This is a genomic window from Stutzerimonas nosocomialis (assembly GCF_005876855.1).
In the GTDB taxonomy this organism is placed as follows: Bacteria; Pseudomonadota; Gammaproteobacteria; order Pseudomonadales; family Pseudomonadaceae; genus Stutzerimonas; species Stutzerimonas nosocomialis.
In genome coordinates this window covers 198,149-211,725 of the sequence record NZ_QLAE01000002.1, presented here as the reverse complement: position 1 = coordinate 211,725, position 13,577 = coordinate 198,149, and the positions used below count along the sequence as shown (strand labels likewise).

At 68.6% G+C, this 13,577-nt stretch carries 6 protein-coding genes; 4 read left to right on the top strand and 2 right to left on the bottom strand.

The annotated features are described in order from the left end of the window. The first annotated feature begins 37 nt into the window (after positions 1-37). The 4 genes from DN824_RS02045 (at position 38) to DN824_RS02030 (ending at position 10,099) form a co-directional block, all read left to right on the top strand. Positions 38-2,116 carry an HD family phosphohydrolase gene (locus DN824_RS02045; RefSeq protein ID WP_138406726.1) on the top strand — a complete coding sequence of 693 codons (2,079 nt, stop codon included), beginning with the start codon at positions 38-40 and terminating at the stop codon, positions 2,114-2,116. A gap of 419 nt (positions 2,117-2,535) precedes the next feature. Then, positions 2,536-4,503 (top strand): AAA family ATPase, encoded by a 1,968-nt coding sequence (locus DN824_RS02040; RefSeq protein ID WP_138406725.1) that lies wholly within the window; start codon positions 2,536-2,538, stop codon positions 4,501-4,503. Positions 4,504-4,967: 464 nt separating this feature from the next. After that, positions 4,968-9,704 (top strand): PAS domain S-box protein, encoded by a 4,737-nt coding sequence (locus tag DN824_RS02035; RefSeq protein WP_138406724.1) that lies wholly within the window; start codon positions 4,968-4,970, stop codon positions 9,702-9,704. An 80-nt stretch (positions 9,705-9,784) separates the two neighbouring features. Further along, the gene (locus DN824_RS02030; protein ID WP_138406723.1) at positions 9,785-10,099 is read left to right on the top strand and encodes a DUF2388 domain-containing protein; all 315 of its coding nucleotides are present in this window, start codon (positions 9,785-9,787) and stop codon (positions 10,097-10,099) included. A gap of 55 nt (positions 10,100-10,154) precedes the next feature. Here the strand turns inward: DN824_RS02030 and gcvP are convergent, their stop codons facing one another. Both gcvP and gcvH read right to left on the bottom strand, forming a co-directional pair. Next, positions 10,155-13,031, bottom strand: coding sequence for an aminomethyl-transferring glycine dehydrogenase (gene gcvP, locus DN824_RS02025; RefSeq protein WP_138406722.1), 2,877 nt, complete (start codon positions 13,029-13,031; stop codon positions 10,155-10,157). A 143-nt stretch (positions 13,032-13,174) separates the two neighbouring features. Further along, positions 13,175-13,564 carry a glycine cleavage system protein GcvH gene (gene gcvH / locus DN824_RS02020; RefSeq protein ID WP_138406721.1) on the bottom strand — a complete coding sequence of 130 codons (390 nt, stop codon included), beginning with the start codon at positions 13,562-13,564 and terminating at the stop codon, positions 13,175-13,177. Positions 13,565-13,577 lie beyond the last annotated feature (13 nt).

Sequence of the window (13,577 nt, the reverse complement as noted above, 5' to 3'; positions counted from 1 at the left end):
GAAGAGTCGGTCCAGGAATGCTGATGCAGGATGCAGTATGACATCAAAACACCCCTTGCTCCGATACGATGCCTGGTCGCTCGCGCTTTGTCTGTTCTACATCCTGCAACCGACCCTGATGATCGTCCTGATCGGCTTCGGGGTGCTCGAAACCCGCACCGTGCTGCTGGGGGGCCTGGTGCTGATGCTGCTGACCCTGCCGCTGGCGATCGCCGGCTTCGAGAGTATCCGCCGCTCGATCGCGGCCCTGACCGAGGACGCCCAGCGCATCCGCAGCCTCGATTTCAGCGCCACGCACAGGCCGCGGGCGCTGTTTCGCGAGCTCGAAGACCTGCATCACCAGCATCGCGAGATGAAGCGCTCGCTCAAGACCCAGACCCAGACCCTCGGCGAAGCCCAGCGCAAGCTGGCCAGCCTGGTGGAGAACGGCCTGCTGCTGTCCTCCGAACGCGACAAGCACCGGCTGCTGCGCCACATCCTGATGGAAGGCAAGCGCATCTGCCATGCCGACGCCGCCACCCTCTACCTGATGACCGACCACGACAGCCTGCGCTTCACCCTGCGCTCGAAGGCCGATCCGCTGCCGGACTTCGAAATCCCGCTGCACGACCCGCAGACCGGCGAGCCCAACGAGCGGCACGTCTCGACCTACGTGGCCCTGCGCAACGAAACGGTCGCCATCGACGACGTCTACGCGCAGACCCGCTTCGACCTCTCCGGCACGCGCCGCTTCGATAGCGAGTCCGGCTACCGGACCGTGTCGATGCTGTGCGTTCCGCTGACCGCGCACAGCGGCGAAGTGCTCGGCGTGCTGCAGTTCATGAACGCCCTCGACCCGCAGACCGGCGAGGTGATCGGCTTTTCCCGGCAGAGCCTCAACTTCATCGAGGCGCTCGCCTCCCAGGCCGCGGTGGCGCTGGACAACCACAACCTCATCGACTCGCAGAAGGCGCTGATCGACGCGATGATCGAAATGCTCGCCGGCGCCATCGACGCCAAGAGCGCCTACACCGGCGGCCACTGCGCGCGAGTGCCGGAGCTGGCGCTGATGCTCGCCGAGCAGGCCTGCGCCGTCACCGAGGGGCCGCTGGCCTCGTTCGCGTTCCGCAGCGAGGACGAATGGCGCGAGTTCCGCATCGGCGCCTGGCTGCACGACTGCGGCAAGATCACCACGCCCGAGCACATCGTCGACAAGGCGACCAAGCTCGAGATCGTCTACAACCGCATCCACGAGGTACGGATGCGCTTCGAGGTGCTGCTGCGCGACGCGACCATCGCCCGCCTCCAGGCGCTGGCCAACGGCGTGCCGGCCGAGGAAGTCGAGACGACCTACCGCGAGCGGCTGGCCAGCCTGCAGGACGACTTCGCCTTCGTCGCCACCTGCAACATCGGCGGCGAGCTGATGGCGCCGGAGCGCATCGAGCGCCTCAAACGCATCGCCGCGCAGACCTGGGTGCGGCATTTCGACGACCGCCTGGGGCTGTCCCACGAGGAGAGCACCCGCCTCGAAACCATTCCCGCCGCGCCTCTGCCGGCCGTCGAACAGCTGCTGGCCGACAAGGCCGAACACCTGATCCCCCGTGGCGAGGACCGCGCGCTGGACCCCAAGTACGGTTTCAAGGTCACGGTCCCCGAATACCGCTTCAACTACGGGGAGATCTACAACCTCAGCATCAGCCGCGGCACCCTGACCGCCGAAGAGCGCTACAAGGTCAACGACCACATCAACCAGACCATCGTGATGCTCGAGAGCATGCCGTTCCCGAAGAACCTGCGGCGCGTACCGGAATACGCCGGCACCCATCACGAAACGCTGCTGGGCACCGGCTATCCGCGCCAGCTCGACAAGGACAGCCTGTCGATCCCGGCGCGCATCATGGCCATCGCCGACATCTTCGAGGCCCTCACCGCCTCCGACCGCCCCTACAAGAAGGCCAAGACCCTCAGCGAATCCATCGACATCCTCGCCAGCCTGCGTGACCGCGGCCATATCGACGCCGACCTATTCGCGCTCTTCCTCACGTCCGGCCTGCACCTGCAGTACGGCGAGCGGCGGCTCAAGCCCGAGCAACTCGATCAGGTCGACGTCCAGGCCTACCTGCGCGAGCCCGCCTGACCCCAGCCCGCACCCCGGCGCCGGGGTGGCGGGCGTCAGCCATTTCGTGCGCCACCGCTTCGATGGCCTGGACGCTGCGCTGAACGAGCAGCAGGTCCGCGGGCGGCGCGGGAACATCAGCCTCCGGGTGGCCGTCGCAACGGCGGGCCGCCACGACCTGTCACCCGTCGCAAAATGCCCTTCCATTCGTCGCTTCATCCGCCAGGCGGCGACGCTTACCGTATTCTGCGGGCCTGGTCGGATTCCCCACCCGACCGACGGTCTCCTCGCACAGGGATCCCCGCCGATAAACCGGCAGTGCCCAGACCGTGCATGCGCCTCGGGCGCAGCGGGCAAATGCCCGCAAGAACACCCTCGTCCGTCTCCCTGCCGGGACGGTTGTCCGTAGTTGCGTCGGGTTTGCCCCGCCTGGATGTGAAATGAAAAAACCTCGCTTACTGCAAGGCCGCCGCGCGCTGGGCGCCTATGCTCTGGTCGTCCTGCTCGCCACCGCAGCGGCCCTCTGGCAGTTCTACCCAGCGCCACCGGCCAACCCGCCACAGGCCGGCACGGCCGCCGCGATGCTGGCCCAGCTCCAGGAATCCACCGCGCCCTGGCAGGCCAATCGCGAAGACCTCTCCACGCTGATGGGCGACCTGCGCAACCAGGCCATCGCCACCGCGGCCGTGGGCAAGGATGCGCTGTACATCACCACCACCTCGGGCAGCCGCTACTGGGTGCCGGATCAGTCCGGGCGCGTCGCCGATCTGCTGCTGGACCAGTACCGCAGCACCGAAGGCCAGCTGTTCCCGGTGACCCTGTTCGAAACCGACGGCGAGTCGCCCTGGTACAAGCGCGTCCTGCCCTGGTGGCCGGTGGCCCTGCTGCTGGTGGTGGCGATCGTCGCCGGCGCGCTCAAGCTCAAGCCCTACCGGGTCAGCCGCAAGGGCACCGGGATTCGCTTCGCCGATGTGATCGGTGCGGCCGAGGCCAAGCAGGCGCTGCATGACGTCACCGCCTACCTGCGCGACCCGCAGGCCTATGCAGCCCTCGGCGCCCGGCCGCCCAAGGGCGTGCTGCTGACCGGCGAGCCCGGCACCGGCAAGACCCAGCTGGCCAAGGCGCTGGCGACCGAGTCCGACGCGGCCTTCATCCAGGTCACCGGCAGCGACTTCTCCTCGATGTACTTCGGCGTCGGCATCCAGAAGGTCAAGTCGCTGTTCCGCGCCGCCCGCAAGCAGGCGCCGTGCATCATCTTCATCGACGAGATCGACGGCATCGGCAAACGCTCCGAGCAGACCCGCTCGAGCGACGCAGAAAGCAACCGCATCATCAACCAGTTCCTCGCCGAGATGGACGGCTTCGACGCGGCCAGCGGCGTGCTGGTGCTCGGCGCCACCAACTTCCCCAATTCCCTGGACCCGGCGCTGGTGCGCGAAGGCCGTTTCGACCGTTCGATCGCCGTCGGCCTGCCGAGCCTGGACGACCGCGAAGCGCTGTTCCGCCTCTACGCCGGCAAGATCCGCGTCGGCGGCGAGCTGGATTTCCCCCAGCTGGCGCGCAACACCGTCGGCCTGACTCCCGCGGCCATCGCCTACATCGCCAACCATGCCGCCCTGCTGGCCGCCCGTGCGGGTGCCAGCCAGGTCGAGATGGCGCATTTCGTCGATGCCATCGAGACCTGCCGCATCGGCGAGCAGCCCTCGGGCGTCACGCCAATGTCGCCGAGCGACCGCAAGCGCATCGCCGTTCACGAAGCCGGCCATGCCCTGGTCGCCGCCGAGCTCAAGGTAGGCCGCGTGGAAAAGGTCACCATCCTGCCGCGCGGGCAGGCACTCGGGGTCACCCTGGTGACGCCGGTCGAGGACAAGCGCCTGCACATGGAGTCCGAACTGCGCGCCCGCATCCAGATGCTGCTGGCCGGCCGTGGCGCCGAACAGCTGTATTTCCACGAGGTGTCTTCCGGCGCCGGACAGGACCTGCAGGAAGCGTCGCGCATCGCGCTGTCCATGGTGGGCGCGCTGGGCATGGGGCCGACCGGCTCCCTGCTGAGCCTGCAGGCGGTACGCGAAGCCCACATCGAGTTCGACTCGGCCGACTCGATCCGCGCCGCGGACGACCTGCTGCGCCAGCTCGAACGCGAATGCCTGGCACTGCTGCAACGCCTCAGGCCCGCGCTCGACGAGATCGCCCAGCGCCTGCTGGACGAGGAAACCGTGCCGGGCGAGGACGTGCTGGAGGCGATCGCCAGGCTGCCGCACCACGCCCGCGACGGGAGCGTCAGCCCCTTGCTGGCCCCGGCGCTCAGCACCATCGACCGGGTCGCCGCGAGCATGCTCGACAGCGCCGACCATTTCGAGTTGACGCCCGCCAGCAGCCCCGAGGACGACGGCCCGGGCATGGCCTGAGGCACTCGCGCACGGTCCGCCGCGCCGTGGCGCACGACCGTGCGTCGCCTGCCCCCGGGCGGTCCGCGCGACGGGCGCCGCGGGCCCCGTCTGCAAGCCGCGCGCTAGAGGCCCTGTTTCGCTTGCACGGCGAATCCTCGGGCGCGCCGCGGCTACCCGCGAGCATCAATCGAATCGATCAGCTGAACGGCCCGCTGGAGCGCGGGTCGACTGAATGTCGACCCGTTTGCAGGCAAGAACATGAACATTCCCCGATTTTCGCTCCTGCCGCCCCTCCCCTGCCCACGACCACCGGCAGGCGGACCCCGCCCTGCGCAAAGCTGTCCAACTGCCACCAGCGCCAGAAACGATAACGATCGCTATTCTTGTACCGAAGGCGGTGGAACGCCTGATGTGGCGCATGCACACTTGCGTCGCGACATGTTCGGGAGCCTTGGCGCGTAGCGCCAGGTGCCGGGCGAGCCATGGAAAGCCGAGCAGATATCGTGAACGTACACCCGAGCATTCTTCCCCCCGCCTCCAGGCCCGACACTTTGCGCCTGGCGGAGCTGGCCAGCTATCGCATCATCGGCTCGCCAGCGGAGCCCGCTTTCGACGACCTGGCGGCTCTGGCCGCAGAACTCTGCGGGGCCAGGAGCGCCGCGATCGTCTTCTGCGACGAGGGGCAGTGGACCAAGGCCGCCGTCGAACTCGATCGACAGACGCTCGCCCTCGCCGAATCGATCTGCGCCCAAACCCTCCTGCAAGCCGACCTGACGGTCATCCCGGATCTGCGCCAGGATCCCCGCTTTTCCCAGCACCCCGCCGTCGCCGATGCCTCCGGCGTGCATTTCTATGCCGGGGCGACCCTGCGCTCGACCGAAGGCACCCCGCTCGGCATGCTCTGCGTACTCGACGAGGGCACGCACCCGCTGAGCGAACGCCAGGCCGAGCGCCTTCGCGCGCTGGCGCGCCAGGTCATGGCGCTGCTGGAAATGCGCCGGCTCGGTGAAAGCCGCCGCCGTGACCAGCTGATCATCGACAGCGCGGTGGATTACGCGATCTTCTCCACCGACCTCGACGGCTGCATCACCAGCTGGAGCGAGGGCGCCACGCGGGTGCTCGGCTGGAGCGCCGAGGAAATGCTCGGCCAGTCGGCCGAGCGCATCTACACCGAGGAGGATCGCGCCACCCACGAGCGCGAGCGGGAAATGCGCGGGGCTCGCGACTGCGGCTGCGCCACTGACGAGCGCTGGCACCTGCGCAAGGACGGCAGCCGGCTCTGGGGCAGCGGCGAGATGATGCCGCTGCGCGACGAAGCCGGACAGATGACCGGCTTCATCAAGATCCTGCGCGACCGCACCGACCTGCGCCGCGAACAGATGGCGCGGGTCGAGGCCGAGGAACGCTACCGCGCGCTGATCGACCTGAGCCCCCAGGCCCTGCGTCTGGCCGACGCCCGGGGCCGGGTCACCTTCGCCAACGCCTACTGGTGCGACTACACCGGCCTGGGCCCCGAGGCCTCGCTCGGCGACGGCTGGCTGCAGGCGGTCTGCGCCGAGGAGCGCGCGCGGGTCGAACACGACTGGCGCGCGGTCATCGACGCCAGGCAGCCCTACACCCTGGAGCTGCCCCTGACCGGCGCCGACGGCAGCGTGCGCTGGTTTCAGGAGCGCGGTGTGCCTGAGCTCGACGCCGGGGGCGCGGTCACCCGCTGGATGTGCGTGGCCCACGACATCGACGCACGCCGTCGCGCCGATACCGAGCGTCTGGAAAGCGAAGCCTTCACCCGCCTGCTGGTCGACTCGGCCAGCGAGGGGTTCTTTTCCATCGATCGCAACGGGGCGATCACCCTGTGCAACGAGGCCTTCGTCAAGCTGCTCGGCATGAGCGGCAAGGAGCAGGCGCTCGGCAAGCCGATGCAGCAGGTCATTCACCGGCACAACGCCGACGGCTCGCCGGTCGACGAGCGCGACTGTCCGATCCAGCGCACCGCCCGCACCGGCGAGCCGGCGCACATCAACCACGAGCTGTTCTTCCGCCAGGACGGCAGCAGCCTCTCGGTCGAATACCGCGTCGAGCCGATCTGGCGCGAGGGCGAGCTGCAAGGCGCGATCTGCACCTTCACCGACATCAGCGAACGCGCCCGCGGCGAGGCGCTGCAGAGCTACCTGCTGGAACTCAGCGACCGCTTGCAGGACACCCGCGAGCGGGTCGACGTCCCCGCCCTGCTCGGCGAGCGGCTCGGCAAGCTGATGGGTTGCGACCGCCTTGCCTACGGCCACGTCAGCTCGCCCGACTCGCTCACCATCCATTACGAATGGACGCCACCCGGCCGGGGCAGCAGCCTGGGCCAGCACGGCATCGGCCACAGCGCCACCCTGATCGCGTCGCGCCTGCAGCAGGGCGAGCCGGTCGTCATCGACGACCTGGAGGACGGCCATTACGACGAGGCCGCCCTCGCCGTCCCGCAACGCCTGGGCTGCCGCAGCCTGATGTACACGCCGCTGTTCGAGCAGAGCCCGCAGCCGACCTTCCTGCTGCTGGCCTGCGAGCGTCCCCGCCACTGGACGCAGAACGACCTGACCCTGGTGCGCGAGGTGGTGGACCGCATTCGCGCCGCCAACGAACGCGCCCAGGCCAATACCGCGCTGCGCGAAGCCGAGCAGCGGGTCAGCCTGGCCAACGAGATCGCCTCGATCGGCGTCTGGGAATACAACAACACACGCAACACCCTGCACCTGGATGCCCAGCTGAGGGCGATGGCGGGCCTGACCCCGGACCACCCCTCGCTACGCGTGGACGAGCTGCTCGCGCGCCTGCATCCGGATGATCGCAGCCGCTTCTTCGAAGCCCTGCACAACGCCCTCGACGGCGACAACGAGCTGAACCTCGACTACCGGGTGTTCGACCCGCAGACCAACCGCTACCTGTGGCTGGCCAACCGTGGCCGCCGGGTGACCGATGCCAGCGGGGAGGTGCGCATCATCGGCACCGCCCGCGACATCACCGAAGAGCGCAATGCCGCCCAGGAATTGCTGCGCATCAACACCCTGCTGGAAGAGCAGATCGCGGAGCGGCGCCAGGCCGAACGGCGCCAGGCGGCCCTCATCGAACTGGGCGACCTGCTGCGCGAGCAACCCGACAGCGCCACCATCGCCACCGCCGCGGAAAGAGTCCTGAGCAGCACCCTGGGGGTCGCACGGGTCGCGTTCGCCAGCATCGACCCGACCGGGGAATACGCCACGATGCAGCGCAGCTGGATCGACGAAAAGGACGAGGACCCCCGCACCCAGATCCGCTTCGCCGACTTCGGCGACCTGGCCTATGACCTGCGCGCCGGCGAACTGGTGGCTATCGACGACATCCAGCACGACGTGCGCACCGCCACCAGCGCCGACGCCTACGAACGGCGGAACATCCGCAGCCTGGTGTGCGTGCCACTGCTGGAAAACGCCCGGCTCAGCGCCGCCCTGGTCATCCTCGACGCCCTGCCTCGCCACTGGGCCGACGACGACATCTCCTTCATCCGCGACGTGGCCGACCGTGCCTGGACGGCGGACGAGCGCATCCGCGCCGAGCGCGCCCTGCGCGAAAGCGAGGAGCAGTTCCGCACGCTCGCCGACAACATGAGCCAGTTCGCCTGGACCGCCGACCCCAGCGGCCGGATCTACTGGTACAACAAGCGCTGGTACGACTACACCGGCACCACGTTCGAGGCCATGCGCGCGCTGGGCTGGCGCTCGGTGCATCATCCCGAGCACATGGAGCGCGTCTCGGCCTCGATGAAGCGCGCCTTCGCCATCGGCTCGATCTGGGAAGACACCTTCCCGCTGCGCGGCAAGGACGGCAAATACCGCTGGTTCCTGTCGCGCGCCCTGCCGATCCGCAACGAGCTGGGCCAGGTCACCCACTGGCTGGGCACCAACACCGACATCACCGCCCAGGTCGCCGCCGAGGAGGCGCTGCGCGAGCTCAACGACAACCTCGAGCGCCGGGTCGCCGAGCGTACCCGGGAGCTGGCCGAGATCAACCACCGCCTGCACCGGGAAATGAGCGAACGCGAACGCGCCGAGGAAGCCCTGCGCCACGCACAGAAGATGGAAGCCATCGGCCAGCTCACCGGCGGCCTGGCCCACGACTTCAACAACATGCTGACCGGCGTGCTCGGCGCGCTGGACCTGATCCAGCGGCGGGTCACCGCCGGGCGGACGGGCGAACTCGATCGCTACATCGACGCCGCCGTGACCTCGGCCAACCGCGCCGCGGCCCTCACCCACCGCCTGCTGGCGTTCGCCCGCCGCCAGTCGCTCGACCCCAAGCCGGTGGACGTCGACGCCCTGGTCGGCTCGATGGAGGACATGCTGCGACGCACCATGGGCGAACGGATCCGCCTGCAGACGCACCTGACCGCCGAACCCTGGCTGGCCTATACCGATGCCCCCCAGTTGGAAAACGCCCTGCTCAACCTGGTCATCAACGCACGCGATGCGATGCCCGAGGGCGGCGAACTGAACATCGAGACCCGCTGCGTCAGCCTCGCCAGCCATCAGCCCGACGGGCCGGAAGCCGGCGACTACGTGGTGCTGTGCGTCAGCGACAGCGGCCTGGGCATGCCGGCCGAGATCATCGCCAAGGCTTTCGACCCCTTCTTCACGACCAAGCCGATCGGCCAGGGGACCGGGCTCGGACTGTCGATGGTCTATGGGTTCGCCAAGCAGACCGGCGGGCACGTGCGCATCGACAGCCAGGTCGGCGTCGGCACCCGCATCACGCTCTATCTGCCGCGCAACCAGGAGCCCGTCGATGCCCAAGGCGAACCGCGCACCGCCAACAGCGACATTCCGCGCGCCCAGCTGGGCGAGACGGTGCTGGTGGTCGAGGACGAGGCCGCGGTGCGCCTGCTGGTCATCGAGGTGCTCAAGGAGCTCGGCTATCGGGCCCTCGAGGCGGTGGACGGGCCTTCGGCGCTGCCGTACCTGCAGGGCGACCAGCGCATCGACCTGCTGGTCACCGACGTCGGCCTGCCCGGCATGAACGGTCGCCAGCTGGCGGAAATCGCCCGCCAGCACCGCAAGGACCTCAAGGTATTGTTCATCACCGGTTATGCGCCCAATGCCGAAGTGCGCGGCGAGTTCCTCGGCCCGGGCATGGACATGCTGGCCAAGCCGTTCAACATCGACGCGCTCGCCGGACGCATCCGCCAGATGATCGAAGGCTGAGCCGAGCCAGGCGCCGCCGGGGCGGAACTCGCTCCGCGTCGCCGGACTCCTACCTGTAACAACAGAAGGAGGCGTCCACCATGCGCACTAAAGCTCTGATCGCTGTTCTAGCCCTCTCCGCCGCCCCGCTGGGCAGCGCCATGGCCGATTCCTGGTTCCGCAACCTGTTCACCACGGGTGCGACCATCGGCTCGACCTACGCGACCACCCACGACAACAAGCTGGTGCTCGGCGCGCGTGAAGACGCCGGCAGCTTCGTCGCCAGCAACGGCGAAATCCGCGGGCCTTACCTGGAAGCCGCGCTGCAGCGCGTTCGCGCCGAGCAGCCGGACCTGGCCGCCAGCGACATGGAGCTGGCCACTGCGATCCTGATGAGCGAAGACGCCCCGCGCTGACGTTCGAGCAGGCATGAAAAAGCCGCCCGAGGGCGGCTTTTTCATGTCCGGGGCCTTACTCGCGGTAGTCGTCCACCGGCACGCAGGCACAGAACAGGTTGCGGTCACCGTAGACGTTGTCGACCCGGTTCACCGTCGGCCAGTACTTGTGCGCCTGGGTATGGGCCGTCGGCGTGACCGCCTCGACCACGCCGTAGGCGCGATCCCAGCCGCCGAGCACGTCGGCCAGGGTATGGGGCGCGCGGGCCAGCGGGTTGTCCTCGGCCGGCCACTGGCCGGACTGGACCTTGTCGATCTCGGCGCGGATCTGCAGCATCGCCTCGACGAAGCGGTCCAGCTCGGCCTTCGACTCGCTCTCGGTCGGCTCGATCATCAGCGTACCGGGCACCGGGAAGGACATGGTCGGCGCGTGGAAGCCGTAGTCCATCAGGCGCTTGGCCACGTCTTCCTCGGTGACCCCGGTCTGCGCCTTGAGCGGACGCAGGTCGAGGATGCACTCGTGGGCGACGCGCCCGTTGCGCCCGGTGTAGAGCACCGGGAAGGCGTCACCCAGGCGATGGGCCAGGTAGTTGGCGTTGAGGATGGCGACCTCGGTGGCGTCCTTGAGCTGCGGCCCCATCATGGCGATGTACATCCAGCTGATTGGCAGGATGCTGGCGCTGCCCCAGGGCGCGGCGCTGACCGCGCCGTTCTGCGGGTTCGGCCCTTCCAGCTCGACCACCGGGTGGTTGGCGACGAAAGGCGCCAGGTGCGCCTTGACGCCGATCGGGCCCATGCCCGGGCCGCCGCCGCCGTGGGGAATGCAGAAGGTCTTGTGCAGGTTCATGTGCGAGACGTCGGCACCCATGTCCGCCGGCCGCGCCAGGCCGACCTGGGCGTTGAGGTTGGCGCCGTCCATGTAGACCTGCCCGCCCTGGGCGTGGACCACCTCGCAGATCTCGCGGATGCCTTCCTCGTAGACGCCGTGGGTCGACGGGTAGGTGACCATCAGGCAGGACAGCTCGGCGCCGGCCTCGGCGGCCTTGCGCTTGAGGTCCTCCAGGTCGACGTTGCCGGCCTTGTCGCACTCGACGATCACCACCCGCATGCTCGCCATCTGCGCCGAGGCCGGGTTGGTGCCGTGGGCCGAGGACGGAATCAGGCAGATGTTGCGCTGCCCTTCGCCACGGCTCTCGTGGTACTTGCGGATCGCCAGCAGGCCCGCGTACTCGCCCTGGGCGCCGGAGTTGGGCTGCATGCTGATCGCATCGAAACCGGTGATCGCGCAGAGCCAGGCTTCCAGCTCGTCGATCATCAACCGGTAGCCCTGGGCCTGCTCGCGCGGGGCGAAGGGGTGCAGGTTGGCGAATTCCGGCCAGGTGATCGGGATCATCTCGCTGGTGGCGTTGAGCTTCATGGTGCAGGAGCCGAGCGGAATCATCGCCTGGTTCAGCGCCAGGTCCTTGTTCTCCAGCTGCTTGAGGTAGCGCAGCATCTCGGTCTCGCTGTGGTGCGCGCTGAACACCGGGTGGCCGAGGAAGGCCGACTGGCGGACCAGCTCGGCGGGAATCCCGGACGGCACGTCGCCGGCATCGAGGGTGGCGACATCCAGGCCGTGGTCGGCGCCCAGGAAGATCGCCAGCAGCTGCTCGAGGGTCTCCACGGTGCTGGTCTCGTCCAGGCTCACGCCCAGCTTGCCGCGGCCGAGGATGCGCAGGTTGATGCGCGCCGCCTGGGCGCTCTCGACGATGGCGGTCTGGCTGCCACCGACGTCCAGCGTCAGGGTGTCGAAGAAATGCTGGTTGACCCGCTTGATGCCACGCTGCTCCAGCGCCATCGCCAGGATGGCGGTCAGCCGGTGCACGCGCTGGGCGATGCGCTTGAGGCCTTCGGGGCCGTGGTAGACGGCGTAGAAACCGGCGATGTTGGCCAGCAGCACCTGGGCGGTGCAGATGTTGGAGTTGGCCTTCTCGCGGCGGATGTGCTGCTCGCGGGTCTGCAGCGCCATGCGCAGCGCGGTGTTGCCGCGCGCGTCCTTGGACACGCCGATGATGCGCCCGGGCATGGCGCGCTTGTATTCGTCGCGGGTGGCGAAGTAGGCCGCGTGCGGGCCGCCGTAGCCCATCGGCACGCCGAAGCGCTGGGTCGAACCGAGCACCACGTCGGCACCCAGCTCACCCGGCGGGGTGAGCAGCACCAGGCTGAGCAGGTCGGCGGCGACGCAGGCGATGGCCTGCTGGCTGTGCAGCGCCTCGATCAGCGGACGCAGGTCCTGGATCTCGCCATGGGTGTCGGGATACTGCAGCAGCGCGCCGAATACCGGCTCCTGGCCGAGGCTCCCGGGCGCACCGACCACCAGCTCGAAGCCGAACGCCTCGGCGCGGGTCTGCACCACCGAGAGCGTCTGCGGGTGGCAGTTCTCGTCGACGAAGAAGCGGTTGCTCTTGTTCTTGGCCATGCGCTTGGCCAGCGCCATGGCCTCGGCGGCCGCGGTGGCCTCATCGAGCAGCGAGGCGTTGGCCAGGTCCAGACCGGTCAGGTCGATGGTCATCTGCTGGAAATTGAGCAGCGCCTCGAGTCGGCCCTGGGCGATTTCCGGCTGATAGGGCGTGTAGGCGGTGTACCAGCCCGGGTTTTCCAGCACGTTGCGCAGGATCACCGGCGGGGTGATGGTGCCGTGGTAGCCCATGCCGATCAGGCTGGTCCACAGCTGGTTCTGCTCGGCATGCCCGCGCAGCCGCGCCAGCGCCTGCTGCTCGTCGAGGGCGACCGGCAACTGCAGCGGACCCTGCAGACGGATGCTCGGCGGCACCGTCTGGTCGATCAGCTGTTCGCGCCGCTCCAGGCCGAGCGCCTCGAGCATCGCCTGCTGCTCGGCGGCATCCGGGCCCAGGTGGCGGCGCAGAAACGCATCGGGCTGATGAAGCTGGGAAAGACTGGGAGTCTGGGACATGACGGTTTCTCTCGGAGTAACGGGCCGACGCGTGTCGTCGCGCGAATCGCGGGGCAGTGCCGGCATCTGACCACCGGCATGGGCTGCCAGCGGCGGGCTTATATGAGAAAGCCCCGCATCGCGGGGCTTTGGCAGAACGCGGATCAGGCGTCGCTGTCGCAGGAGGCCTTGTAGCCGTCGGCGTCGAGCAGTTTGTCGAGTTCGCCCTTGTCGCTCGGCTGCAGGCGGAAGAACCAGCTGCCGTAGGGGTCGCCGTTGACCTGCTCGGGCGAGTCGGCCAGCGCGCTGTTGACCTCCAGCACCTCGCCCGAAACGGGCGCATAGATGTCGGATGCGGCCTTGACCGACTCGACCACACCGGCTTCCTGGCCAGCGGTCAGCTGCTGGCCGACTTCCGGCAGTTCGACGAAAACCACGTCACCCAGGGCTTCCTGGGCGTGGTCGGAAATGCCCACGGTCACGCTGCCGTCGGCTTCCAGGCGCGCCCACTCGTGGCTGGCGGCGTAACGCAGATCGCTGGGGATGTCGCTCATGTTATGTCCTCGA

Bases quoted from the DNA above. Each gene is read 5' to 3' on its own strand.
- DN824_RS02045 (WP_138406726.1), top strand. From the start codon at position 38: ATGACATCAAAACACCCCTTGCTCCGATACGATGCCTGGTCGCTCGCG.
- DN824_RS02040 (WP_138406725.1), top strand. From the start codon at position 2,536: ATGAAAAAACCTCGCTTACTGCAAGGCCGCCGCGCGCTGGGCGCCTAT.
- DN824_RS02035 (WP_138406724.1), top strand. From the start codon at position 4,968: ATGGAAAGCCGAGCAGATATCGTGAACGTACACCCGAGCATTCTTCCC.
- DN824_RS02030 (WP_138406723.1), top strand. From the start codon at position 9,785: ATGCGCACTAAAGCTCTGATCGCTGTTCTAGCCCTCTCCGCCGCCCCG.
- gcvP (WP_138406722.1), bottom strand. From the start codon at position 13,031: ATGTCCCAGACTCCCAGTCTTTCCCAGCTTCATCAGCCCGATGCGTTT.
- gcvH (WP_138406721.1), bottom strand. From the start codon at position 13,564: ATGAGCGACATCCCCAGCGATCTGCGTTACGCCGCCAGCCACGAGTGG.